The sequence below is a fragment of the Methylocystis sp. SB2 genome (genome assembly GCF_049817085.1).
Taxonomy (GTDB): Bacteria; Pseudomonadota; Alphaproteobacteria; order Rhizobiales; family Beijerinckiaceae; genus Methylocystis; species Methylocystis rosea.
On the sequence record NZ_CP187401.1, the window covers coordinates 532,905 to 557,500 of the forward strand.

The 24,596-nt window shown below is 60.9% G+C and carries 23 protein-coding genes, 1 tRNA gene and 2 rRNA genes (1 of these 26 only partly in view); 13 read left to right on the top strand and 13 right to left on the bottom strand.

Going from position 1 to position 24,596, the window contains the following annotated elements:
• Positions 1 to 8: 8 nt before the first annotated feature.
• The 3 genes from ACPS74_RS02690 (at position 9) to ACPS74_RS02700 (ending at position 2,150) form a co-directional block, all read left to right on the top strand.
• The gene (locus tag ACPS74_RS02690; protein WP_029650011.1) at positions 9 to 347 is read left to right on the top strand and encodes a hypothetical protein; all 339 of its coding nucleotides are present in this window, start codon (positions 9 to 11) and stop codon (positions 345 to 347) included.
• A 201-nt stretch (positions 348 to 548) separates the two neighbouring features.
• On the top strand, positions 549 to 842 hold the full coding sequence (locus ACPS74_RS02695; protein WP_157055237.1) for a hypothetical protein: 294 nt from the start codon (positions 549 to 551) through the stop codon (positions 840 to 842).
• Positions 843 to 1,316: 474 nt separating this feature from the next.
• Entirely contained in the window at positions 1,317 to 2,150 is an 834-nt protein-coding gene (locus ACPS74_RS02700; protein WP_029650013.1) for a hypothetical protein, read from the top strand.
• A 24-nt stretch (positions 2,151 to 2,174) separates the two neighbouring features.
• Here ACPS74_RS02700 and ACPS74_RS02705 read toward each other — a convergent pair whose 3' ends face one another.
• Entirely contained in the window at positions 2,175 to 3,365 is a 1,191-nt protein-coding gene (locus ACPS74_RS02705; protein WP_029650015.1) for an extracellular solute-binding protein, read from the bottom strand.
• 312 nt (positions 3,366 to 3,677) lie between these two features.
• Here ACPS74_RS02705 and ACPS74_RS02710 point away from each other — a divergent pair, with 312 nt between their 5' ends.
• The gene (locus ACPS74_RS02710) at positions 3,678 to 4,043 is read left to right on the top strand and encodes a hypothetical protein (RefSeq protein ID WP_036241740.1); all 366 of its coding nucleotides are present in this window, start codon (positions 3,678 to 3,680) and stop codon (positions 4,041 to 4,043) included.
• 160 nt (positions 4,044 to 4,203) lie between these two features.
• The gene (locus tag ACPS74_RS02715; protein ID WP_029650021.1) at positions 4,204 to 4,668 is read left to right on the top strand and encodes a peroxiredoxin family protein; all 465 of its coding nucleotides are present in this window, start codon (positions 4,204 to 4,206) and stop codon (positions 4,666 to 4,668) included.
• 3 nt (positions 4,669 to 4,671) lie between these two features.
• Here the strand turns inward: ACPS74_RS02715 and ACPS74_RS02720 are convergent, their stop codons facing one another.
• Complete coding sequence (locus ACPS74_RS02720; RefSeq protein ID WP_029650023.1) at positions 4,672 to 5,085, bottom strand: metallopeptidase family protein; 414 nt, start codon at positions 5,083 to 5,085, stop codon at positions 4,672 to 4,674.
• Positions 5,086 to 5,176: 91 nt separating this feature from the next.
• Here ACPS74_RS02720 and ACPS74_RS02725 point away from each other — a divergent pair, with 91 nt between their 5' ends.
• On the top strand, positions 5,177 to 5,476 hold the full coding sequence (locus ACPS74_RS02725) for a hypothetical protein (RefSeq protein ID WP_029650026.1): 300 nt from the start codon (positions 5,177 to 5,179) through the stop codon (positions 5,474 to 5,476).
• Positions 5,477 to 5,867: 391 nt separating this feature from the next.
• Positions 5,868 to 6,023 carry a hypothetical protein gene (locus ACPS74_RS02730; RefSeq protein WP_193392184.1) on the top strand — a complete coding sequence of 52 codons (156 nt, stop codon included), beginning with the start codon at positions 5,868 to 5,870 and terminating at the stop codon, positions 6,021 to 6,023.
• A 58-nt stretch (positions 6,024 to 6,081) separates the two neighbouring features.
• Here ACPS74_RS02730 and leuC read toward each other — a convergent pair whose 3' ends face one another.
• Complete coding sequence (gene leuC / locus ACPS74_RS02735) at positions 6,082 to 7,494, bottom strand: 3-isopropylmalate dehydratase large subunit (RefSeq protein ID WP_029650029.1); 1,413 nt, start codon at positions 7,492 to 7,494, stop codon at positions 6,082 to 6,084.
• 268 nt (positions 7,495 to 7,762) lie between these two features.
• Here leuC and ACPS74_RS02740 point away from each other — a divergent pair, with 268 nt between their 5' ends.
• Both ACPS74_RS02740 and ACPS74_RS02745 read left to right on the top strand, forming a co-directional pair.
• Positions 7,763 to 8,764 carry a small ribosomal subunit Rsm22 family protein gene (locus ACPS74_RS02740; RefSeq protein ID WP_029650030.1) on the top strand — a complete coding sequence of 334 codons (1,002 nt, stop codon included), beginning with the start codon at positions 7,763 to 7,765 and terminating at the stop codon, positions 8,762 to 8,764.
• Positions 8,764 to 9,177 carry a VOC family protein gene (locus tag ACPS74_RS02745; RefSeq protein ID WP_029650032.1) on the top strand — a complete coding sequence of 138 codons (414 nt, stop codon included), beginning with the start codon at positions 8,764 to 8,766 and terminating at the stop codon, positions 9,175 to 9,177. Before ACPS74_RS02740 ends, ACPS74_RS02745 begins: the two co-directional genes overlap by 1 nt.
• A gap of 58 nt (positions 9,178 to 9,235) precedes the next feature.
• Here ACPS74_RS02745 and rplS read toward each other — a convergent pair whose 3' ends face one another.
• Positions 9,236 to 9,622 (bottom strand): 50S ribosomal protein L19, encoded by a 387-nt coding sequence (rplS, locus tag ACPS74_RS02750; RefSeq protein WP_029650034.1) that lies wholly within the window; start codon positions 9,620 to 9,622, stop codon positions 9,236 to 9,238.
• Between the two features lie 235 nt (positions 9,623 to 9,857).
• Here rplS and ACPS74_RS02755 point away from each other — a divergent pair, with 235 nt between their 5' ends.
• Together ACPS74_RS02755 and ACPS74_RS02760 are read left to right on the top strand one after the other, a co-directional pair.
• Positions 9,858 to 10,253 carry a hypothetical protein gene (locus tag ACPS74_RS02755; protein ID WP_029650036.1) on the top strand — a complete coding sequence of 132 codons (396 nt, stop codon included), beginning with the start codon at positions 9,858 to 9,860 and terminating at the stop codon, positions 10,251 to 10,253.
• Between the two features lie 133 nt (positions 10,254 to 10,386).
• Positions 10,387 to 11,211, top strand: a complete 825-nt coding sequence (locus ACPS74_RS02760; protein ID WP_083481345.1) for a DUF3800 domain-containing protein — start codon at positions 10,387 to 10,389, stop codon at positions 11,209 to 11,211.
• Between the two features lie 51 nt (positions 11,212 to 11,262).
• Here ACPS74_RS02760 and ACPS74_RS02765 read toward each other — a convergent pair whose 3' ends face one another.
• The 4 genes from ACPS74_RS02765 to gltX form a co-directional block, all read right to left on the bottom strand.
• Positions 11,263 to 11,490 (bottom strand): dodecin, encoded by a 228-nt coding sequence (locus tag ACPS74_RS02765; protein WP_018408140.1) that lies wholly within the window; start codon positions 11,488 to 11,490, stop codon positions 11,263 to 11,265.
• A gap of 76 nt (positions 11,491 to 11,566) precedes the next feature.
• On the bottom strand, positions 11,567 to 13,075 hold the full coding sequence (locus tag ACPS74_RS02770) for a YcjX family protein (protein ID WP_029650038.1): 1,509 nt from the start codon (positions 13,073 to 13,075) through the stop codon (positions 11,567 to 11,569).
• Between the two features lie 159 nt (positions 13,076 to 13,234).
• Complete coding sequence (locus ACPS74_RS02775; protein WP_026222933.1) at positions 13,235 to 14,521, bottom strand: citrate synthase; 1,287 nt, start codon at positions 14,519 to 14,521, stop codon at positions 13,235 to 13,237.
• A 310-nt stretch (positions 14,522 to 14,831) separates the two neighbouring features.
• The gene (gltX, locus tag ACPS74_RS02780) at positions 14,832 to 16,256 is read right to left on the bottom strand and encodes a glutamate--tRNA ligase (protein WP_029650042.1); all 1,425 of its coding nucleotides are present in this window, start codon (positions 16,254 to 16,256) and stop codon (positions 14,832 to 14,834) included.
• Between the two features lie 218 nt (positions 16,257 to 16,474).
• Here gltX and lexA point away from each other — a divergent pair, with 218 nt between their 5' ends.
• Positions 16,475 to 17,185, top strand: a complete 711-nt coding sequence (gene lexA, locus ACPS74_RS02785; protein WP_029650043.1) for a transcriptional repressor LexA — start codon at positions 16,475 to 16,477, stop codon at positions 17,183 to 17,185.
• Positions 17,186 to 17,297: 112 nt separating this feature from the next.
• On the opposite strand, the gene ACPS74_RS02790 is transcribed toward lexA, so the two are convergent.
• Positions 17,298 to 19,562, bottom strand: a complete 2,265-nt coding sequence (locus tag ACPS74_RS02790) for a ComEC/Rec2 family competence protein (protein WP_036241736.1) — start codon at positions 19,560 to 19,562, stop codon at positions 17,298 to 17,300.
• 225 nt (positions 19,563 to 19,787) lie between these two features.
• Here ACPS74_RS02790 and ACPS74_RS02795 point away from each other — a divergent pair, with 225 nt between their 5' ends.
• A complete protein-coding gene (locus tag ACPS74_RS02795) occupies positions 19,788 to 20,150 on the top strand; it encodes a DUF983 domain-containing protein (RefSeq protein WP_029650046.1) in 363 nt (120 codons plus the stop codon).
• Between the two features lie 20 nt (positions 20,151 to 20,170).
• Here the strand turns inward: ACPS74_RS02795 and ACPS74_RS02800 are convergent, their stop codons facing one another.
• From ACPS74_RS02800 to ACPS74_RS02815, 4 genes are all read right to left on the bottom strand, one after another.
• A complete protein-coding gene (locus ACPS74_RS02800; RefSeq protein WP_029650049.1) occupies positions 20,171 to 21,946 on the bottom strand; it encodes a CocE/NonD family hydrolase in 1,776 nt (591 codons plus the stop codon).
• Between the two features lie 200 nt (positions 21,947 to 22,146).
• A tRNA-Met gene (locus ACPS74_RS02805) sits at positions 22,147 to 22,223 on the bottom strand.
• Between the two features lie 117 nt (positions 22,224 to 22,340).
• Positions 22,341 to 22,456, bottom strand: a 5S ribosomal RNA gene (rrf, locus tag ACPS74_RS02810).
• A 75-nt stretch (positions 22,457 to 22,531) separates the two neighbouring features.
• A 23S ribosomal RNA gene (locus ACPS74_RS02815) occupies positions 22,532 to 24,596 on the bottom strand; it runs 757 nt beyond the window's last position.

Consider the following 24,596-nt stretch of genomic DNA (forward strand, 5'->3'; position numbering starts at 1 on the left):
CTACAAAAATGAATGCCAATCGATTGAGCGAACCACGTTTCAACATCGTCATCTGGAAGGGCGCGAAGCAACTGGGAACGCTGCGAGATCGCGACGCCAGCCGGGCGCTCAGCAATTTCGGCGGCGTTGTGGCGCGCTATAAAAATTCCACTGACAATCACCGGGTCGAACTTTACGACGGAGAGAACCTGATCGAGGCCTGGTCGAGCGATGACGGAAACAAGGCTCCTTCCGCAGCGGAGGCGCCTGTCCCCGCCAGCGGAAAAATTCATGGCGCGGGCGAGGGCGTCCGACGGGCCATTTCGGTCCCCTGTCAGCTTGTGCCATCACGTTCGGCGGAAGCGTGAGCTAGCGTGAGAAGGTAGGGATTCTCACCTCTCTCATGCGCCGCCGTGCTTCCGCTTCCCGAATCCGTTCGCCGGAGGTCGGCGAAGTGACGCCGGACCCTAAAAAAAAACTCGGTCGTCGCCGGCGCATAGGCATTGGCTCGGCCGCGGCCGCCAACTATTGATGAGGACCCTTTTGCAGAGAGAAACAGGGAGGTTCGCATGGCGTGCTTTAAGAACGCGGGATTGGTATTTGGCCTGATGGTCGGCTTTGCTCTCACCGCTCAAGCAGCGAGAGCCCAAAATCCTATTTCAGAGCTTGCCTCTGGAGTGAATCGCGTGGGGGCCGAGGCGGGACTGGCGGTTACGAACGTGCTGAATAACGTGACGGGAAAGACTACGGCTACGCCTGTCGCCCCTTCACCGGCTCCCGCGATGGCGAGATCGGCTGGCGTCGTCCATCATCATCACCACCATCATCATAATCTTCACCATCATCATCACCATCACTTGTGAATCGGGCGGCGGGGTTCTCAGCTCCGCCAGTTCGACGCAGGAAATCCGCCTCGCCGGTTTGGCGCGGCGTGACGCGAATGGCGTCCCCCCCTAGGCTCTGCCCTGCGCATCCGCCGGGCTCGGTCCTGATGCGCAGGCTTGGCGCCCCGCTTCGGCTTCCGGCGAACAGCAGAGCCGCTTTCAAAACTTCAATTTTTCGAAGGCGAGCGCCTGCCGGCGTCGTGACGTCGCGCCCGTCCCAAGCAATAGAGCCCCCCACCGGCTTACTTGCAGCGAGCCCCCCGCGCCTTCGTCCCCCGGGAGATGGCGGCGGCAACTATTTTTGGATGCGGTGGTCGGACAGCAAGCACATCCTTTGACGGCGCATCAATTGGTTCGAGCAAGCGCAAAGTGTTGCCATTTGCTGGAGCAAGACAATGTTTGCAGTATTGAGCCTGAATTTGTCGGGCATTGAAAATCCGAGAGGGCCCGATAATGGCCATTCTGAACAGAAAAACTCTAGAGGCGGCGCAGCTCGTGGCGGGAGCCGCGCTCCTTGTGCTGATGGGCCCCTCGTCGGTCGGACGCGGGCCAAGCGCCGCTTGGGCTTTAGAACAGGCCTATGAGCCGCAACAAATCGCTCGACGCGAATATCGCCATCACGGCGTCCGCCGTTCGGAAGATCGACTTCAGGATGAAGCTCCGGAAGACGCGAACTCAGCAAGCAGCAGCGGGGCTCTGGCGGCGGCGCTGGCCGCCTGCGACTCGAATGGAACGGCAAGCTTAACGTTGCCAGGCGCCAAGGGCGCGATCAAATTGGACAGCTGCTATCGCGGGCGCGAGCAATTCGTTTGCAGCCTTAATACGCTCTTGGATGAAGCCAAAAAACTCAACAGCGATTTCGGACACATCATCGAGGCTAAATATCTCGCGGTCGGCAATGTCGATGCGATCTGTCGCATCAGGCCCGACGCGCTTTCGGCGGATTTGACAAAAGCCGGCACTTTCGCCGCGAGATTTAAGGACTTGAGGATCGAATACGACCGGCGCATCAGCTGCGCCATGAAAGTCGAGCAGAACCTGAAACAGGTGAATCTGGGCGATATGCCCCACTCGGCGGACATATTGAAGTCGATGAACGACACGCTTGAGGCTGACTTGAAGGATGTCGCGGCCACAAGACAACAGATTTTCGATCTCAACGAGAAAATGCAGGCCTCGCAGAAGGCCATCGTAACGATCGAAAAGCTTCGTCCAACAATGTGTCTCTCGACATCGGTCCCAGCAACCGCCGAGCGCGTTGAAAAACCTGTCAGTGGAGGCCAGTAGGCAACGACGCCCCGCAGTAGGCCTTTAGAAGATAGACGACTTGGCCGGCTTGGAGATACGCCGGCCTAGTCCCCACCACGTAGCTTTTCCGGTCGGCGTTCCTTCGCGACTGATCGTCTGTCCGGTCGCGGGCGCGCCGTCGTCGAGTTGAGGAGCGATCAGACGCTTCATCATGGCGGCGTCCGGGTATATCGACTTGTTCCTTGATATGCTCCCATCGACCAGGGATTTCGAGGCAAGGACGCCGTTGGCGACGCCAATAAAATTCGTATTGCGGGCCGCGATTTCAGGCTGCAGAAGAAAGTCGATGAATTTGTATGCTTCTTCGACGTGCGGAGCGTCCGTCGGTATGACGAGATTGTCGAGTCGAATAGGAGCGCCCTCCCGGGGGATGAAAAAGTCGATCTCGACGAATTCCTTCACCATGCCGGCTGTGTAGCGGGCGCGCAGGCTATCCAGGGAAAAGCCGACCGCGACGCAGACGTCGCCGTTGACCAGCGCGTTGACATAGTCGTGAGAGTCGAGGCGTTTGCTGTCGCGCCGGACGGCGGTCAAAAGCTCGGCGGCGCGGATGCCGTCCGTGCGTCGATCCAACCCCTGCGAAAGTCGCCAGTTGGACCACAGATATTGCAGCGCAGCTGAAGATAAATCCTCAGGACTGTCCAAGATTCCGACCCCGCATGTCGACAATTTCTTCAAATTTTTCTGCTGAAAAAGTAAGCCCCATGAGTCGAACGAGGAATCCGCCAACGGCGAGGCCTTGCCCATGAGTTCCCGGGCCTTGCCGACGTCGTAGGCGATCCCCATCGCAAACCACGCATAATTGACGGCGTGTTCGTTCCCGGGGTCATAGGTGGCAAGGCGCTCCATAATCTCTGGCCAAAGATTGACGGCGTTTGGAAGCTTGCTCCTGTCGAGCTTCTGATAGAGCCCCCTGGCGATCTGCTTTCGCAACACGCCACTCGAGACGATCACGACGTCAAAAGCGCGGTTCCCAGGCTGAAGCGTTGTTTCTAAGCTCGCGTCAGAACTGTAGCTCTCGTAAGTCACCTCAATGCCGGTCGTCCTGGTGAAATCTCTCAGCACACGGGGATCGACGTAGTCGCCCCAGCCCAAAACATTGACGATCCGTTCTTGGCTGATTGCAGGAACGCAGCAAGAGAACGCCAACGCGACGCCGCTGAGCGCGACCCTGAGGACGCTTGTGGGACTCATTGGGGAACGCTCTGATCTCTCGGTCGATAACCCCATGGCGGGGGCCTTGTAAGCAAATATCTATGCGCCCCGGCAATCGCGGCAATGCGCAATCGGAATATCCACGGCGTGCAAGCTAAAGCGCGGACGGCAACCCTGCGGCCGTGTCCTGAGCGATCATGCCGCGCGCGCTTGTGGGGTTGCGTATCCGGGTGTCGGATGATCGCGCGGGCTGGCGACTCAGCGAATAAGGCCGAACGCTTGACCCGAAAGGACGAGACTGACATCAACTCGCCAGCCGAGAGAGACGGCCGAATTGAGGAGAGCGCGCTCATGCGATCGCGCGAAATTTCAGCCGAAAAACGCTGGCCGCGTCGGCCGCTCCGCGTGCGCTATCGTCATTGGGTTTTCAAACTCCCATTCGTGCGCAATTATCGTGGGATGGTTGTTGGACGCACGATCCTCTTTAAGGGCGACGAGTCGGAGGTTTCACAGACGCTCCTTCGGCATGAACTCATTCACCAAGAGCAGATGGATCGGCACGGGATCGCGCGTTTCTATCTGATCTATTTCCGCGACTATCTTTCGAACCTTTGGCGCCTGGGCCATCACGACGCCGCCTACCGCAATATTCCGTTCGAAAAAGAAGCTTTCGAACGCCAACATGAAACGGGTCAAGACGACGATCAACGAATGTGATCCTGTGATATGAATTTCTATTGATCCGTTCGCTGGGCGTGTCATTCCCGGCAGTCCGAAGGACTGACCGGGAATCCAGAGCTGAATCAACAACGCTGGTTTTGCTCTGGATTCCCGATCGCGCGCGTCGGGAATGACAGCGGGTGTTTAGGAGGCATGAATGCAGGCGCCGGAACTTGCCGTATCGCGCTGGTTCAATACGCCGACGCCGATCACACTCGCGGCGCTCCGCGGGCGCGTGGTCATGCTACACGCCTTTCAAATGCTGTGTCCCGGTTGCGTGGCGCATGGCACGCCGCAAGCGCAGCGCGCGCATGCGCTGTTCCGCGACTCCGACCTCGCCGTCATCGGCCTGCATACGGTGTTCGAACATCACGCGGCGATGACGCCCGTGTCGCTCGAAGCCTTCATCCATGAATATCGGCTGTCATTTCCGATCGGCGTCGACCAAGCGGCAGAGAGCGGGTCGATTCCCGTCACCATGGCGCGCTATGAAATGCGCGGAACGCCAACCGCGATCCTGATCGGCCGCGACGGGCGCATTCGACATCATGGATTTGGACAAGAGGACGACATGGCGCTTGGCGCCATCATCGGAACGCTGCTCGCGGAACGCGCGCCCTGAATCTTATTCGGCGCGCCGTTCAATCTCCTCCATATCGGCGTCGGTCAATCCGAAATGATGGCCGATCTCATGCACGAGCACATGGGTGACGATCGCTCCAAGCGTGTCTTCGCTATCGGCCCAATAGTCGAGTATCGGTCGTCGATAGAGCCAGATCATGTTCGGCTGTTCGCCCGTCTCTGAGAGATGCGCGCCTTGCGTCAGGCCGCGCCCGCGAAACAGACCCAGAAGATCGTATTCGCTTTCGCATTGCATATCGTCGAGCGTTTCGTCGTCGGGAAAGTCTTCGACGCGGATGACGAGACCTTCGCACAGCCGCGTGAAGCTTGTCGGCAGAGCCGCGTAAGCCGCGTCGGCGAGCGCTTCGATATCGGCAAGCGTCGGCGCTCTTAACCGAGTCCAGTCCTGTTCAATCATCGTCAGATCATCGCAGGCGATATGCCACGACGCGCAGGAACAATCGGCGCCGCGCGGTGTTAGGCAGGATCACCATCATAGGAGCTCACTCATGAATAAGCTGTTGATCGCGGCGCTTGCGCTTGGCGCTTTCGGTTTCGCGCAATCCGCAATGTCGGCGCCCACCGCTTCTCATGCGCCGGGCATGATCCAGACCGATGACGGCCTCGTGCAGAATGCGCGCGATCGTGACGGGGACTGGAAGGAGAATCGCGGCTACCATCGCGGTTGGGATCACAACCGACGCGGCTATTGGGGCCGTGAAAACCGCTCCTGGCGCGACGACAACTGGCGCGGCGGGCACAAGCGCGACTGGGACAATAATGACCGCCGCGGGCGCGACCGGGACTAAGCGATAGCGTCGCGACGTAGAAACCATGGAAATTAAGGGCGTCCGCAATCGCGGGCGCCCTTTTGCCGCCAGCGTTCAACGTCCCCAAACCTTGCCAAGCCTTTCGGCTTCCCACCTCGAAACCCTGGACCGCGCATTCGTTCATTGCTGTCCCTCATCGTCAGCGGCAACGCAGGGAAACCGCTGACGCAGGAACAATCAGCGCCATGCAATGTTCAGGCAAGATCAAATGAGGAGGAGAACACTCATGAACAGGCTGTTGATCGTGGCGTTTGCGCTTGGCGCATTTGGACTAACGCAGTCCGCAGTTTTAGCTCGCCCATCCTCTCCCGTGCGCCTTACGCAGACGGACCATCGTCTTATGCAGAGGGCAGATGACCGTGATCAGGACATGCGAGACCAGCGGGGCGACTATTGGGGTCGTGGTGGCGGCGATCGCATGTGGCGCGACACGCGTCCCTGGAGCGACGAGGAATGGCGTAGCGACCCGAACTTGAGCGACCCGAACTTGGACAATAACATTCCGGACGACAACGACAACGAATGACGTTGTTGCGTAGTTGGAACCAAGGCGCCAGCAGCCAAGTTGCCGGCGCCTTTGTCGCTTAGCGCCAGCTGCGCACGTCCACCAGGCGTCCAGCGACTGCGGCTGCGGCCGCCATCGCCGGAGAGACGAGGTGGGTTCGGCCCTTGAAGCCCTGTCGTCCCTCGAAATTGCGATTGGATGTCGAGGCGCAGCGCTCGCCCGGCGCTAAGCGGTCGGGGTTCATCGCCAAACACATGGAGCAGCCCGGCTCCCGCCATTCGAAGCCGGCGGCGGTAAAGATCTTGTCGAGACCTTCCGCTTCCGCCTGCGCCTTTACGAGACCCGATCCCGGCACAACCATCGCGTTGATGCGTTCGGCGACGCTCTTTCCCTCGACTATCTTCGCCGCCGCACGCAAATCTTCGATACGGCCGTTGGTGCAGGAGCCGATGAACACGCGGTCGATCTCGATGTCGGTGATGCGTTCGCCGCCCCTCAGCCCCATATAGTCGAGCGCGCGTTCGATGGCGGCGCGCTTTTGCGGCGTCTTCGCGCTGTCGGCGGTGGGCACGAATCCATCGATGGTCGCGATGTCTTCAGGCGAGGTGCCCCAGGTCACGATCGGCGGCAGATTGCTGGCGTCGAGCCTGACGATCTTATCGAAATGCGCGCCCTCGTCGGTGTACAGCGTCTCCCAATATTTGCGGGCCATGTCGAACGCTTCGCCCTTTGGACCTTTTGGGCGATCCTTCAGATAGGCGAAAGTTTTCTCGTCCGGCGCGACGAGCCCGGCGCGGGCGCCGCCTTCGATCGACATGTTGCAAACGGTCATGCGGCCTTCCATCGAGAGATCGCGGATCGCCTCGCCTGCATATTCGATGACGTGTCCGGTGCCGCCGGCGGTGCCGATCTTGCCGATGATCGCGAGGATGATGTCTTTCGCGGTGGCGCCGTCGGCGAGCTTGCCGTCAACCTGCACCAGCATATTGGCCGCCTTATTCTGGATCAGCGTCTGCGTTGCGAGCACATGCTCCACTTCCGATGTGCCGATGCCATGCGCGAGCGCGCCAAAGGCGCCGTGAGTCGAAGTATGACTGTCGCCGCAGACGATCGTCATGCCGGGGAGCGTGAAGCCTTGCTCCGGGCCGACGATATGCACGACGCCTTGGCGACGGTCGTGCTCGTCGTAATATTCGACGCCGAACTCGCGCGCGTTGAGCGCGAGCTGTTCCACCTGCGCCCTGCTCTCGGCATCTTCAATCGGCAAAGAGCGATCGGTCGTCGGCACATTGTGATCGACGACGGCGAGCGTCCGTTGCGGGGCGCGCACCGACCGGCCCATCATGCGCAAGCCTTCGAACGCCTGCGGACTCGTCACCTCATGCACGAGGTGGCGATCGATATAGAGCAACGACGCGCCATCATCCTTGTGGTCGACGACATGGTCGTCCCAGATCTTGTCGTAAACGGTGCGGGGCGCGGCTTTGGACATTTATCTCTTCCTCTTGCTGGCTTCTCGCGATCCGGCTCGCTGACTGATTTCTTCATCCTGAGGACCGGCCGCAAGCCGCGTCTCGAAGGACAAGGACATCGCGGGCGGCGCCCTCGTGCTTGAGACGGCTCTCCGCTCTTCCTCAGCATGAGGCCGACTGCGATGGGCCGCCTCTTAACTCGTCTCCCTTGAATTGAGGCTCTTCTACCCGTAACGCAAGCTGCATGGAAGAGAGTTCAAGGCGCAGCCTTCCCCGAGCCCATACGCGATGAGCCTGCCCTCCCCAGAGCTTCCTGCGCCGCTTTCGGCGGCCATCGAGGCGAGGCTTGAGGGCCTCTCGCATAGCGCGCTGCGCGACAGAGCCAGACAGCTGTCGGAGCGTTATCGAGCCCATAGGCCGACCAGCGAAACCATTCGTGACGAGACGGACGCCCTGGCCTATGCGGCGACGCGCATGCCCGCGACCTACGCCGCCATCGTGACGGCGCTCGGACGTCTAGACGAGCAGAACCCCGAATTCGCCCCCAAGCGGATGCTAGACGTCGGGTGCGGCCTTGGCGCGGCCTCCTGCGCCGCCGCGACCGTGTGGCCAAACATCGCCGAGATCACGCTCCTCGACCGCAGCGCGCTGTTCCTGAACCTCGCGACGGCGCTGGCGCAGGAGAGCGGACTTCGTGCGACGATCGAGGCGACGCACGCCGATATGGCCACGCCACGGGCGGGCGAGGACGCCGCCTCGTTCGATCTCGTCGTCGTCGGCTACGCGCTTACTGAAGTCGCCGAAGCCGAACTCCCAGCCGTCATCGATCAGCTTTGGTCGCGCACAAGCGGCGCGCTTGTCATCGTCGAGCCGGGCACGCCGCGCGACCATGCCCGGCTCATGATCGTCCGCGGCCGTCTGATCGCGCTCGGCGCGCATATTCTCGCGCCCTGTCCGCACCAGGCGCCCTGCCCCTTGCTGGCGAACGACTGGTGCCATTTCTCGGTCAGGCTGCCCCGGCGGCGCGCGCACAAATTGGTCAAAGGCGCCGAGGCGCCCTTCGAGGACGAGAAGTTCGCCTATCTCGTCGCGGGGCGGTCCGCCGGAACGCCGCCATGGGCGCGTGTGATCGCCCCGCCCCGCGTCAGCAAGGCGGGAATTTCCCTAAGGCTCTGCGCCGATAAAGCATTCGAAGAGACATTCATTCCCAAGCGCGACAAGGCGCGCTACGAAAAGATCAGGAAAAAAGACTGGGGCGATCCGCTGCGCGCCCCGGCGGAGGAAATTTGATGAAACAGCCACGTCCGAGGGTCGCGCCCTATCTGACCGTCAGCCCCGCCGCCGCAGCCATCGCATTTTACACCGGCGCCTTCGGCGCCCAGCAGCGGGCCCTCATGCCGTCGGTCGACGGGCTGCGCATCGCCCACTGCGAACTGCTGATCAACGGCGGCTCGGTGATGCTCGCCGACATCTTTCCCGAATTCGGCCAGACCCGCGTGCCCCTGCCGGGCGAGCACGTGACCGTCTCCATCAGCCTCGAATACGACAAGGCGCAGGAGGTCGACGACATCTGCGCGCGCGCCACCAAGCTCGGCGGCAAGGTCGAGACGGCTCCGACGAATTCTTTCTGGGGGACGCGCTACGCCTCCTTGCGCGACCCGTTCGGCCACCGCTGGATCCTCAACGCGCCGCTGGAGAAATAAAAAAAAAGCCGCCCGAAACCGGGCGGCTGCGGACGGCGGCATTCTCCGAAAACTGTCGTTATTTGCCTGCGACGGCCTTCGGCTTGGTGTCGATGCGCTCGGCGATGCGGGCGGATTTGCCGCGGCGATCGCGCAGATAATAGAGCTTGGCGCGGCGCACCTTGCCGCGGCGCACGAGCTTGATCGAGTCGATCAGCGGCCCATGGATCGGGAAGACGCGCTCGACGCCCTCGCCATAGGAAATCTTGCGGACGGTGAAGCTCTCGTTCAGCCCGCCGCCCTGGCGGGAGATGACGACGCCTTCATAAGCCTGAATACGCGCGCGCTCGCCTTCCTTCACCTTGACGTTGACGATCACCGTATCTCCCGGCCGAAACTCGGGGATTTTCTTGCCCTCGATAAGCTTGGCGGCATGTTCCGCCTCGAGCTGCTCGATAATGTTCATAACGAAAACTCCTGCCGTTTCGTCTTAGCCTTGGGGCCGACGAGCGTTTCGGAACGCTGTTCTAGTTGAGTCCCGGTCCATAACCGAAAGGCGGCGCTTTGTCGAGCCGCTGGGGTCGCTCGAAATCGTCAAGCTTCGGCAATGCACGGAGGAGCGATCGTCACAGACATTCCCTGAAGTGGTCTTATATAGTCGCCCCGGGGAGCTGGCGTTTCAGATGAGGGAGAGACGCGACATGACCCAGCAGGAAGAGCGGCGCAGCGAAAATGCGCAACCCGCCGAAGCGGTGGCGGAAGTTGCTGCGGAGGGACGGCGACGGCTGGAAGATTTCAGCGAAGCGCGGACCGAAATCTGGGACTGTCTGCAGGACTCCAACCGCGTCTTAATGGAGCGCATGCAGCAGGAAGCGGCGTTGACGGCGGAACTTGCCTCAAAGCTGACGGCGTCGCGCTCGTTCACCGAGACCGCGTCGGTTCTTCAGAATTGGACGAGCAAACATATCGAGATGACGACGGAGGACACGCGCCGCCTGTTCTCCGACGCGCAGCAAATGCTCAGTGCAAGCACGCGCTTCTGGTCGAACTCAGCGCAAGCGCCTAGCCCAGAAGCCGCTGGACGGTTCATGTCCTGACGAGGCAGAGCGGAAGCCCTCAGCGGCTTCCGCTTCCTTCGTGCCGCAATTCGCGCCTCCAGAGGTCACGGCATGAGACATTTTCTGCTGGCGCAGCTAACCTGTTTTTAACCTGACCCTGGAGCATATTTGGATGATGTTACAAGCATATATTGATGACAGCGGGAATGACGCAGTGTCGCCGGTTTTTGTGTTGGCCGGCTATCTAGCCAGTATTGACGAATGGGCAAATTTCACTTCCGAGTGGAAGTCAGTTCTAGATTTGGATGAGCCGCACCCATTGAGAAAATTTAGAATGAGCGACGCCTTCCAACTGAACAATAGAAATTCCGTTTTTTTTGGATTTTCAGAACAGGACCGGGATAAGCGACTGCAAAAACTATGCGTAGTTCCGGGCAAGCACGTAAGACACGGTATAGTTTCTGTTATTCCGAGAGACCTTTACAAAAAGTATTTGTCAAATAAGTTTGATTTAGAAGTAATTAATAGACCGTATTTCTTGTCTTTTTTTTGTGTAATGATAGGAATAACATCATTGTGCAATCGGCTTTACAAAGGTTGCAAGGTCGATTTCATATTCGATTCTCAGGATAATGAGAAAAAGCCCATTCTCGAGAGTCAGTTCAAAAAATTTCTATCTGTTGCACCTGATCACGTGAAGAACACGGTACGAGGATTCCCGAGATTTGAGAAAGATGATGACTTCTTGCCATTGCAAGCAGCAGATATGCTAGCGTGGCACGTAAGAAGGAATTATTTTGAAGAAGTTATCAGAGGAACTTTGCCTCCCGAACAGAGGTCTAATCCATATCTTGCACATCTATTAAATCTAGATCACGATATTTTTGAACTTTGGGATGAAAACCGGTTACGCGATATTCATCGCATCATGTGCGCGATTGATAGGGGGAAAGTAAACATTTCCCCTTATGGCTCTTGGTATGCAGCAGCCGACTAACGGCGTCATTGAACGCCGGCCTTCTTAGCTGAAACCCTGTCGGCTTCCGCTTTATCCCATGCTCTCGTCTTCGCGGTCGAGCGTGAAGCCGACCTTCAGCACCACCTGATAATCGCTGACGGCGCCCTTATTGATGTTGCCGCGAATCTGCGCGACTTCGAACCATCGCAAGTTACGCAGCGTTTCGCCGGCGCGCTTGAGCGCCGCTGCCACGGCGTCCTCGACGCTGTCGGGCGAAGACCCGACGAGTTCGACGACCTTATAGACATGACCTTCCATATGAAGCTCCCTCAATTCAGATATCGAATGGCTTTGCCTTGCATAGGTAGCGCGGACTTCGCCGCCGACAGCGGCGTTACTTCAATCGGTCGCCGAAAAGAAACTCCATCGCGCGATCGAGCCTGATATGCGGCAACGGCAGCGGCTTCTGGTCGGCGCCCAGCACCGCGGCCGGCGGCCTGAATTTAAGAAAGCGGAAGTCGGCTTCTTCATCGGAAACGGCCAGCGCCTCGCCTTTAAACACATCGCGCGGATCCGCCGGCAACTCGCCGGGGAAAATGGCGCCTTCCGCCACGCCGTCGAAAGTCTCGTGGCCAATGCGCTCCCCAGCAACAGGCGTGCCGACAATAGCCGAAAGCTTATCGCCCTCATGCCGCACCATCGCTTCGCGGGTGGCGCGAACGGCGGCGAGCGCGATCACGTCGATCGAGGCGCCCACGCCTTCCGCGCGCTCTATGGCGCGGGCGGTCAGGTGACGCAGGATCGCTTCGAGCCGGTCATGGCTCGTGTGATGCAGATGGTCGGCCTTTGTGGCCGCGAAGAGAATGCGGTCGATCTTCGGGCGAAAGATCGTGGAGAACAGATTGGCGCGGCCGGTGCGAAAAGCCGTCAGCACGTCGGTCAGCGCCGTCTCCAGATCGCGCACCGCCTCAGGACCGGAATTGAGCGCCGCAAGCGCGTCGACGAGCACGATCTGCCGATCGAGCCGCGCGAAATGGTCCCGAAAGAACGGCCGTACGACTTGCGACTTGTAGGCCTCGTATCGTCGCTCCATTTCGCGCCCCAGGCTGCGATAGGGCAACTCCTCGCCCTCGGAGACGGGCAGCGGCGCGAAGGTCAGCGCCGGCGATCCTTCGAGATCGCCCGGCATCAGAAACCGACCCGGCGGCAGGCTCGAGAGCGCGAAACGCTCGGAGCGCGCCAGACGCAGATATTGGGTGAAGGTCTGCGCCAGCTTCTGCGCGGTTTCTTCGCTATAGCGCGCCTTGACGTCCGTATTCGCGGTCAGGCCCCGCCACTCGCTTGCGATCATCGCCCGCGCAGAGGCGCTCGAGGCGTCGAGCGTCTCGTGAGACCATTGCGCGTAGGATTTGCCAAGAAGCGGCAGGTCGAGCAGCCATTCGCCGGGATAATCGACGATGTCGATGTCGAGTCGCGTCGGCCCCTGGCCGAAGCCTTTGCGCAGCGACCAGCCCTTCGAGCGATATTCCAGCGTCACCCGCAGTTCGGAGATACGTCGCGTCGATTGCGGCCAATGCCGGTCTAGCCCGGTGAGCGCCGCAAGATGCTCCTCGTAAGCGAAGCGCGGGACGCTGTAATCGGGCTGCGGATCGAGATGCGCCGAGGTGATGCGACCTTCGGCGAGCGCGCGAAACACCGGGAGCTGAGTCTTGCTCTCGCCGCCCTTTTCCGGCCGCGCCGATATCGCCCGCGTCAAATGGTGCACGAGCGCGGTGATGAAGACCGTCTTGCCGGAGCGCGACAGGCCGGTGACGCCAAGCCGCAGGCGCCCGCCCGCGAGAAAGTCGGCGACGCTCTCGGTGGCGATGCGCGTTTCGAACAGCAGATCGGATAATTGCGACAAAGGCGCTCCGGGTCCGCCGACCTATAGCATCACGTCGCGTCCCATCAAGAGACGCCGGTGAGAACATGTCGCGCTGCAAACCAAGGTGAAGACTGGCCAGAGCGATTCCGCGCCGGATGGGAGTGGAGACGAGCGCCTACCGCGGCCCGGCGCGCATCATCACCGCTTCGACATCGGCACATAGTCCCGCTGCTTCTCGCCCGTATAGAGCTGACGCGGACGACCGATGCGCGAACCCTGATCCTCGATCATCTCCTTCCACTGGGCGATCCAGCCGACAGTGCGCGCGACCGCGAACAACACCGTGAACATCGCCGTCGGGAAATTCATCGCCTTGAGCGTGATGCCAGAATAGAAGTCGATGTTGGGATAGAGTTGTTTCTCGATGAAATAATCATCGTGCAGGGCGATGCGCTCGAGCTCCAGCGCGACGTCGAGCAGATCGTCCTTGACGCCGAGTTCGTTCAACACTTCGCGCGTGGTGCGCTGCATGATCTTGGCGCGCGGATCGTAGTTCTTATAGACGCGATGGCCAAAGCCCATGAGGCGAAACGGATCGTTCTTGTCCTTGGCGCGCGTGATGAACTGCGGAATGCGGTCCGGCGTGCCGATTTCCGCGAGCATTTTCAGCACCGCTTCATTGGCGCCGCCATGCGCCGGCCCCCAAAGCGAGGCGATGCCCGCCGCAATGCAGGCGAAAGGATTCGCCCCAGACGAGCCGGACAGTCGAACGGTCGAGGTCGATGCGTTCTGTTCGTGATCGGCGTGCAGGATGAAGATCCGGTCGAGCGCGCGCGACAGCACCGGATTGACTTTATATTCCTCGCAGGGGACGGCGAAGCACATGCGCAGGAAGTTCGACGTGTAGTCGAGGTCGTTCTTTGGATAAACGAACGGCTGGCCGACCGAATATTTATAGGCCATCGCCGCGAGCGTCGGGATCTTCGCGATCATGCGCGTCGACGCCACCATCCGCTGGGTGGGATCGGCGATGTTCGTCGAGTCGTGATAGAAGGCGGAGAGCGCGCCCACGGAGGCGACCATCACCGCCATCGGATGCGCGTCGCGGCGGAACCCCTGGAAGAATCGCGCCATCTGCTCATGCACCATTGTGTGGCGCGTGATCCGATAGTCGAAATTCGCCTTCTCGGCGGCGGACGGCAATTCTCCATAAAGCAGCAGGTAGCAGGTTTCGAGAAAGTCGCCATGTTCGGCAAGCTGTTCAATCGGATAGCCGCGATAAAGTAGAACGCCGGCTTCACCGTCGATAAAGGTGATCTTCGATTCGCATGACGCCGTCGCGGTGAATCCCGGATCGAAGGTGAACATGCCGGTTTCGGCGTAGAGATTGCGGATGTCCGCAACGGACGGCCCCAGCGTGCCATCCTTGATCGGCAAATCGACCGATCCGTCGCCGACTGTGAAGATAGCATTCTTCTCCGGCATACCCGCTCCCCTCTCAACCGCCCCCGCGCTCGCAACGAGCCGGATCGCGGCGCGACGCGCGCGAACGCTATGCATGAATTGCGTCACATTCGCGATGTCGTCGCTTTCACGCGCACGCCGATGCGTTGCATTCGGTTTGTTGTGCGGTGCAAAAAGCTATATCAACCGCAAGGGCTGTCAAGCGCGCGCCACGCGTTTCGCGCATGCCTCGCGAATAAGGGCGATGTGTTTCGCCGTGGCGCGGAAAACGGCGCGGCGCCGAAAATCGCGTCAGCGATTTTTACGCGCGCCAACGCCGCGGCGATGCGGGTTACGCCATAGCCGCCTGATCGGAAATTCGCGCAAGACTTTCCTCGCGCCCCAAAATTTCCAGCACGTCGAAAATGCCGGGCGAGGTCGCGCGGCCGGTGAGCGCGGCGCGCAAAGGCTGTGCGAGATCGCCCAGTTTGACGCCAAGCGCTGTCGCGAGATCGCGCACGACCGCTTCCGTCGTTGCGGCCGTCCAGTTCGGAAGCCCTGCAAGTTTCTCGACAAGCTGCGCAAGCCGCACGCGCGCTTCCGCCGAAAGCAGCTGCGCCGCCTTTGCGTCGAGCGACAGCGGACGCTGCGCGAAGAGAAAGCCCGCGCCGTCGAGAAGTTCGTTCAAAGTCTTCGCACGCGCCTTCAGGCCCGGCAAGGCGGCGCGCAACTGCCCACGCGTTCTGTCGTCGAGCGCCTGTGCGATGGCGCCGCCGCCTTCGAGATAGGGAAGCGTGGCGACGAGCAAATCCAACAGCTCGTCATCATCGCTATCGCGCAGATAATGGCCGTTCATATTTTCGAGCTTGGCGAAATCGAAGCGCGCCGGCGAACGGTGCACCTGCGCGAGATCAAACGACTCGACCATCTCCGGCGTCGTGAAGAACTCCTTGTCGCCCTGCGACCACCCCAATCGAACGAGGTAGTTGCGCAGCGCGGCCGGCAGATAGCCCATCCCGCGGTAGGCGTCGACGCCGAGCGCGCCATGGCGCTTCGAAAGCTTGGCGCCGTCCGGTCCGTGAATCAGCGGAATATGCGCGAAGGCCGGGATCGTCCACCCCATCGCCTGATAGATATGCGTCTGGCGCCCAGCATTGGTGAGATGATCGTCGCCGCGAATGATCTGCGTGACGCCCATGTCGTGATCGTCGACGACGACCGCGAGCATGTAGGTTGGCGCGCCGTCCGAGCGCAGCAGAATGAAGTCGTCAAGATCCTTGTTCTGAAAGACGACGCGTCCCTGCACGGCGTCATCGACGATCGTCTCGCCGTCCTGGGGCGCCTTGATGCGCACGACATAGGGCGCGCCGGCGGGCGCCTCGGCGGGATCGCGGTCGCGCCAGCGGCCGTCGTAGCGCCAAGGGCGCTTTTCCGCCTTAGCCTTCTCGCGCATCTCCTCGAGCTCCTGCGCCGTGGCGTAGCAGCGATAGGCGTGTCCCTGCGCCAGCAGCGCTTCGGCGACCTCGGCATGGCGCGCGGCCCGCGAGGACTGGTAGACGATGTCGCCATCCCATTCGAGGCCGAGCCACTGGAGGCCATCGATGATGGCGCCGATCGCCGCTTGCGTGGAGCGCTCGCGGTCGGTGTCTTCGATTCGCAGCATCATCCGCCCGCCGTGCTTCTTGGCGTAAAGCCAGTTGAACAGCGCCGTGCGCGCCCCGCCGATGTGCAGAAAGCCGGTGGGCGATGGAGCGAAGCGGGTGACGACCTGTGACATGAGCGCGGCGAATTCCTCGAATTGGGTCGGCCCGTCTAACACGGCGCACGCGAGGCGAACATAGTTCGTCACGATGATGGTTTAACCAAAGCGTGAACATATGGCTTGCGGAACGCAGTAAGAACCGATATCGTTCTGTTCATGATTTGTTTAGGTTATCGAGCCAGAAGCTGCGGCTCAGCCAAAATCAACGATTCGGCTTGCGGGGCGGTGCGGCGATGCTGACCAAAAAACAAAACGATCTGTTGCGCTTCATTCATGAACGTCTGAAGGAGTCGGGCGTGCCGCCGTCCTTCGACGAGATGAAGGACGCGCTCGACCTGCGGTCGAAATCGGGGATTCATCGGCTGATTCTCGCGCTCGAGGAACGCGGATTCATCCGCCGCCTGCCCAATCGCGCCCGCGCGCTCGAAGTTCTGCGTCTGCCTGAATCGGCCACGCCGCGCACCGCCGGCGGGCGCAACGGCAAGTTCTCGCCGTCCGTCATCGAGGGGAATCTCGGGCGCGTCCGGCCGCTCAGCGAACGTTTCGAGGACGAAGGCGACCATCAGGTCGCCATTCCGGTCATGGGGCGCATCGCCGCCGGCACGCCGATCTCCGCCATCCAGAATCGCAGCCACACCATCAGCCTGCCGCCCGACCTGCTCTCGAGCGGCGAGCACTTCGCGCTCGAAGTGCGCGGCGATTCGATGATCGAAGCGGGAATCCTCGACGGCGATACGGTCGTGATCCGCAAGCAGGACAGCGCCGACACCGGCGACATCGTCGTGGCGCTGATCGACGATGAGGAGGCGACGCTCAAACGTCTGCGCAAGCGCGGCGCCTCGATCGCGTTGGAGGCCGCCAATCCCGCCTATGAGACGCGGATCTTCGGCCCCGATCGCGTGCGCATTCAGGGCAGGCTCGTGAGCCTCCTGCGGAAATACTAACTTCTATGCGACGCCGTCATTGCGAGCGTAGCGACGCTATCCAGCGCTTTGACGCCGCCCCTGGATTGCTTCGTCGCGACGCTCCTCGCAATGACGCGTGAATTGCGCCGCCCTACTCCAGCGGCTCCATCGCGCGCGCATCTTCAGCGCTGCGCTCTTCATCGCTCAGCGGCGCCGTGAATCCTGACGTGCGGCGATTGCGGGGCGCCGGCGACCAGGGCCGATCCTCATCGATCGCGCGCGCCGTCGTCCATTCGACGCCCTCCGCCTTGAACCGCAAAGTCACTGCCCCGGTTTCCGATAGTCTGTGGCGATCGATCACGATCGGCGCCGCACAGCCCAATGGCGCGTAGAGAGGCGTCACGATGACGGCGGCGCGCGCGCAGTCTTCGAAGAAGCCGCCGCGCCCGGCGACGAGCGCGACAAAGCGGCCATTGACGGCCTTCGCCACGCAACCCGTGTCGTCGCAGGCGACGCCGCTCCTGGCGTCCGCGGACTGGCGCGCGTCTCCGTCCGCCCGCAACCATTGTTCCGCGGCGAAAGCGCTGGGCTTTTGCCCCAAGACGGCGAGCTGTCCGGACGGCAGGCGCAGCGCCGCCGATTCTCCCGTCGCCGGCACGGCGAGATCAAAAGGCGCGCCGCTCCTCGCGCCCATCAGTCCGATCAAGGCGAGAGGAATGGCGAGCGCGCGCCAGGCCCAAGTGCGCCAGAGCACGAGCGATAAGACCGCAAGCGAAAGGAAAAGGATCGCCCAGGGGGCAAAGGCTTTGACCGGCAGACTCGCGCCAGGGGCGCTCGCGATCAGCCCGGCGAGATAGGTCACGAGGTCGATGCCCAGCTTGAGATAGCGCCAGATGAAGCCGTCGAGGCCCAAGGGGTAAAGCGCGGCGCCGACGAGCGCGCAGGGAACGGCGAAGAATTCGATGATCGCCAGCGTCAGCGGATTGCCGATCAGCACATAGGGGCTGAGCTCATGAAAATCATTCGCCATGAAGGAAGCGGTCGCCGAGGTCGCACATAGCGTTGCGAAGATCGCCGCCCCGGGTCCATGCAGCAGGCGCTCGGCGACGCTTTCGCGAAGCGCGCCCAATCGCCCTCGCGGCGCGCGATCGTCGATGCGGCGCTTCGCGAGATATTCGCCGCGCCATTCGTACACGGCGATCAAGGCCGCCACCGCCGCGAAGGAGAGCTGAAAGCTCGCGCCGAGCAACGCCTCCGGCTCGACAGCGATGATGAAGAGCGCGGCAAGCGCCAGATTGCGCATCGACAGCGACGGCCGATCGAAGAGAACCGCCGCAAGCATGATGAGAGTCATCACGAGCGCGCGCTCGGTGCCGACGCGAGAGCCCGTGCCGATGTCGTAGAGAATGGCGCCGAGCATCGCGAGCGCCGCCGCCCATTTCTTGATCGGATAATTCAGCGCAAGCGTTTGCGACATCGCCAACAGGCGCCGAAAACCGACGAAGAAGATGCCCGCGACGAGCGTCATCTGAACGCCGGAAATGGTGATGATGTGAAATATGCCCGCCCGGCGAATGAGATTCTTGGCGTCGTCCGACAGCAAGTCGCGCTTGCCCGTCACCATGGCGGCGGCGATCGCGCCCGCATCGCCTTCGATGATTCGATAGACGCGCATCGCCAAGGCGTTACGCATATGGTCAACGTGCGCGAAAAAACGCAGCGAGAACGGCGCCGGTTCAGGCGGCGACATCGTCTCGATGCGTCCAAGCGCGTTGCCGACCGCGCCGATGCGCGCAAAAAAAGCGTCCCGCGCGAAATCATAGCCGCCGGGGAGCGCCGCCCCAGCCGGCGGCATCAGCCGCGCCTTTAAGGCTATGAAGTCGCCGGCTGAAAAATTCGGCTCGCCGCGCGTCGTCAGACGCACGCGGGCGGGAACGATGTCATCCGGAAAGCCTTCGGCGCTCGCGACGCGCAGGATAAAGCGCGCGCCGGCCCGGCGTAGATCCACCTCCTCGACGAAGCCGGTCAGCTCACCGATGCCAACGCGTGGAACGAGCGGCGCCGCGACGCGCGCCGTCCGCCAGGCGCCCGACGCAAATCCCAAGGCGATGAAAGCGAGCGTCAGAAAAAGCGCGTGGGCGCGGGCGTGCCGGCGCGTAAGCGCGGCCAAGACTGCAAAAGCGGCAAGCGCGCAAAGGCAAAGCGCCAGCGAAGGTTCACGCTCGGCCGAGAAATAGAGCACGACGCCGCCGCCTGACGCGACGACCAGCCAGAGAAACGGACGGCGTAGCGCCCGCTCCTGCTCCAGCGCTGTGCGCAAGGCCTCGGCCAATCCTCGCACACGCAGCGGAAAGACGCGCGATGAAAGATCGCGGCCGCGCTCCTCCCGTTCAGCGGTGCGTGAAATGTCGTTCAAGAATGACCGGCCCCGCACAAATACGGGAAAGAGCCTAGCGCCGACCGCGTCCCTTGTCTTGCGCCGCCTTACGGACTTGAACCGACGCTCGGCAGGGGGCGGTTGCCTGCGGCGCCATAAAAACCTATCCCCTTAAATCAGAAGCGAGATCCACGCTTGCGATGGACTTGCAATGCGATCAGCGCGCACGCGGCGCGGCGATCGCTGTCAATCGGTTTGGCGTCAATGAACAGCGATACATCGCCGGGCAAATCCTTGTTTCGCGGACTGACGCGAAAATGCCCAAACTGTGGCAAGGGCAAGCTGTTCGCGAGCTACCTCAAGCCGCGTGAATCTTGCGCGCATTGCCGCGAAAGTTTTGCGGGCCTCGATGCGGATGATGGCCCAGCATGGCTGACCGTCGGCGCCGTGACGATTACAGTCGTGCCGCTTCTCTTCATATTGGAGAGCAGCGGACGTTACTCCTACGCTGTCGAGATGCTGATCGTTGTGCCGCTAACGATCGCGCTCGTGTTGCTCTTGCTCCCGCTTACGAAGGGATTTTTCATCTCCGCGCTATGGCTGCTGTCGAGGAAGCCGAATTCATAGATTCGTGTTGTTACAGGCTCTCACGCCGCCGGCGCCTCGGACACGGTAAGATAAGTATCCGGCCCGTAATGCAGCGTGTTCCGCGCGAAATAGGGCGGCCCCGGCATGTCGAAATGCACATAGCCATGGCTGACGTCGCTGCGCAGCAGATCGAGGCGGCTCGCGATGTCGAGTCGCAACCGGTCGCCGGGCTCAAGCCGGGTCGGTCCAGGCGTAAGGCTGAAGGAGAGCGTCACCGCCTTGCCCGGCTCTAAGGGCTCGCGCACGGATGTGTCATGCACGATCTCACAGGCCGTATCGCGCGCCGGATCACGCCGCCGCCGCGCCGGACTCATGGCTCCGAGTGAGAGAAGGCTGTAGGCGCCGTCCTTGGCGACGCGGCCGAGCCGCGCCACGAGATGGGAATCGATCTCATTCGAGCTGAAGACGAGATTGAGCGATACGGGGCCAGCAAGCGTCATCGGCCGCGCCGCGGTCATTTCGAATGTGAGCGTCTGATTCGCCACTTCATCGAACCCACCGAGCACCGGCAGGCCCAGCGGAACGGCGGCCCAGCGATTCTCGCCCCTCCCCGGCGTCTCCGACAGTTTGTGGCGCGCCGCGTCCGCGCCGCCCGAGGCGAGATAGAAGCGTTGCTGCGCCGTTCCCGGCGCCGGAAAATTGGCGGCGCCAATGTACCGCTCCTCGCCTTCAAGCCAGTAGCGGACGGCCGGTTGGCTGGCGTAGCCATTGTCCACGCCGTAGAGAATATGATCGAAAAACGCGAGCGCTTCCAATTGCCAGGCATAGACCGGAAGCTCGTAGCGCGGCGGGGCGAGGATCATCCATTTGCGGTCCGCCGGCGTCGCGGCGTTCTGGAACAGATCATAGGCGCCGAACTGGTGCAGGTTGAAATAGCCGAGATTCTGCACGACGACGAAAGGGATCTCGATCTTGCCGAGATCTCCCGAAGGGCCGGACTGAAGCACGCAAGTCTCTCGCGATTTTCCGTCGAGCATCCAGTTCGCGTACCATTCGCGCACCGGCTTGACCGGCGTTTTGGACATGAAGGCCCGGTAGATGGCGTCTATCCGCTTCATCAGCAAAGGTCGCCACAAGCGCTGGAGCGGCGAGTTGAAGACATGGCTGAGGAGCGCCCGGGCGACCGGCGGCACGCGCAGGCTATACATCGCCGGCGTGAAGTTGGCGCCCATCCAGAGATTGCAGAAATAGAGGTTGAAGACGCCGCCGAACTGCGCGAGATGCCGGAAATAATCCGTGCAGATCTCATTGCAGAAAAACGCTTTTAGCGCCGGCGGACGGCGCACGGCGACGAGAGGCTGCGTCATGCCGTAGTAAGACGTGCCGAACAGCGCCACACGGCCGTCGCACCAGGGCTGGACAGCGGCCCAGGCGACCGCCTGTTCATGGTCGTCGACATCCTCGGGAGACAGGAAGACATTTTGCGTCCCGCCCGAGCGGCCCATGCCCCGCCGCTCCACTACCACCTGGACATAGCCGCGGGAAGTGAAGACGGGCGGCGAGCCGATCTCATTGCTGCCTGTAGGCGCGCCAGCGGTATGCAGCTCGCGCGTATAGGCGGCGAACTGGACGATCGCCGGATAGCGGCCCGGCGCGCGGGGGGTATAAACATCGGCCGACAGGGTGACGCCGCCGGCCGCCTCTATGCGCTGATCGGCAAGAAGGCGACAGCCGAGTCCCTCGGCTGCAGCGCGCGTCGGCCGCCAGCCCGCGAGTTGTTCGTGCTTCAGTTCCGGCGCTTTGATGGGAATGAGATTGTCGAGCCACTCGGGCATGGCGGTCCCTCTTTCAACTTGCCCAGCGTTGCGCCGATTCCCGCGATCGCGCGTCCTCATTCTCATCAGAAATGAAGCGGCGCCTGTTTGATGAGATGCCGGACCGTATCGGCAATGGCTCCCCGACGAAAATGCCGCAAAGCCTATCAGCGCACAAAGAAAAACCCCGGCTGCAAGAGCCGGGGTTTTTGGAATTGGATTGGTTGCGGGGGCCAGATTTGAACTGACGACCTTCAGGTTATGAGCCTGACGAGCTACCGGGCTGCTCCACCCCGCGCCAAGAGAAACACGCTAAACTATACGCGCTAAGACAAAGCGCGAAGACAAAAAAGCAGCGCGGCGAAAGCAGCACTGCTGAAAAAGTCTCGATAAGAGGATTCGATGTGCTTCGCAGGCCTGGCGACGACCTACTCTCCCAGGTCTTGAGACATAGTACCATTGGCGCAGAAGCGTTTGACGGCCGAGTTCGGGATGGGATCGGGTCTGATCGCTCCGCCGAAGGCCACCAGGCCGGCGAAACACATCTTCGAAGCAAATGAGGTCTTTCTATTCACGCCACACGAGTATGGGCGTCGATAAATGAGAGCGATCAAGCCAATCGAGCTATTAGTACCGGTAAGCTCCATGCGTTGCCGCACTTCCACACCCGGCCTATCAACGTGGTCGTCTTCCACGGCTCTCAAGGGAGAACTCGTTTTGAGGTGGGTTTCCCGCTTAGATGCATTCAGCGGTTATCCCGTCCATACATAGCTACCCTGCACTGCGGCTGGCGCCACAACAGGTCCACCAGAGGTATGTTCATCCCGGTCCTCTCGTACTAGGGACAAATCCTCTCAATTCTCCTACACCCACGGCAGATAGGGACCGAACTGTCTCACGACGTTCTGAACCCAGCTCACGTACCACTTTAATCGGCGAACAGCCGAACCCTTGGGACCTTCTCCAGCCCCAGGATGTGATGAGCCGACATCGAGGTGCCAAACAACCCCGTCGATATGGACTCTTGGGGGTTATCAGCCTGTTATCCCCGGCGTACCTTTTATCCGTTGAGCGATGGCCCTTCCACGAGGGACCACCGGATCACTATGACCGACTTTCGTCTCTGCTCGACTTGTCTGTCTCGCAGTCAGGCAGGCTTATGCCATTGCACTCGACGACCGATTTCCGACCGGTCTGAGCCCACCATCGCGCGCCTCCGTTACTCTTTGGGAGGCGACCGCCCCAGTCAAACTGCCTACCATGCATTGTCCCGGCGCCGGATGACGGCGCGCGGTTAGACATCCATGACGATAAGGGTGGTATTTCAAGGGTGGCTCCACACGAGCTGGCGCCCATGCTTCAAAGCCTACCACCTATCCTACACATGCCGACACGAATGCCAATGCAAAGTTACAGTAAAGGTGCACGGGGTCTTTCCGTCTGACCGCAGGAACCCCGCATCTTCACGGGGAATTCAATTTCACTGAGCTGACGTTGGAGACAGCGGGGAAGTCATTACGCCATTCGTGCAGGTCGGAACTTACCCGACAAGGAATTTCGCTACCTTAGGACCGTTATATTTACGGCCGCCGTTTACCGGGGCTTCAATTCAGAGCTTGCACTCCTCCTCTTAACCTTCCGGCACCGGGCAGGCGTCAGACCCTATACGTCATCTTGCGATTTCGCAGAGCCCTGTGTTTTTGTTAAACAGTTGCCACCCCCTGGTCTGTGCCCCTCCCGCCCGCTTGCGCGAACGGAAGGCCTCCTTATCCCGAAGTTACGGAGGTAGATTGCCGAGTTCCTTCAACGTCATTCTCTCAAGCGCCTTGGTATACTCTACCTGTCCACCTGTGTCGGTTTCGGGTACGGTCTCATGCAGGGGCTATTTCCTGGCGCCGCTAGGCTGCCCGAGAAATCCAGTAATCTCGAACAGCTTCCGCAACGCGTCACCACCTGCTGGCCCACGAATATTAACGTGGTTCCCATCGACTACGCCTTTCGGCCTCGCCTTAGGGGCCGGCTAACCCTGCGAAGATTAACTTTACGCAGGAACCCTTGGACTTTCGGCGACACTGTCTTTCACAGTGTTTGTCGTTACTCATGTCAGCATTCGCACTTCCGATACCTCCAGGACGCCTCACGGCTATCCCTTCGACGGATTACGGAACGCTCCGCTACCGCTTGCCCTTGCGGGCAAACCCAAAGCTTCGGCTCGTGGCTTGAGCCCCGTTACATCTTCGGCGCGAGAACCCTTATTTAGACCAGTGAGCTGTTACGCTTTCTTTAAAGGATGGCTGCTTCTAAGCCAACCTCCTGGTTGTTTTGGGATTCTTACATCCTTTCCCACTTAGCCACGAATTTGGGGCCTTAGCTGTTGGTCTGGGTTGTTTCCCTCTCCACAATGGACGTTAGCACCCACTGTGTGTCTCCCGCATAGTTCTTCCAGGTATTCGGAGTTTGGTTGGGTTTGGTAAGTCTGTGGGACCCCCTAGCCCATCCAGTGCTCTACCCCCTGGAGAATACATGCGAGGCGCTACCTAAATAGCTTTCGCGGAGAACCAGCTATTCCCGAGTTTGGTTGGCCTTTCACCCCTAACCACAAGTCATCCGAGTCTATTTCAACAGACACCGGTTCGGTCCTCCAGTGCGTGTTACCGCACCTTCAACCTGC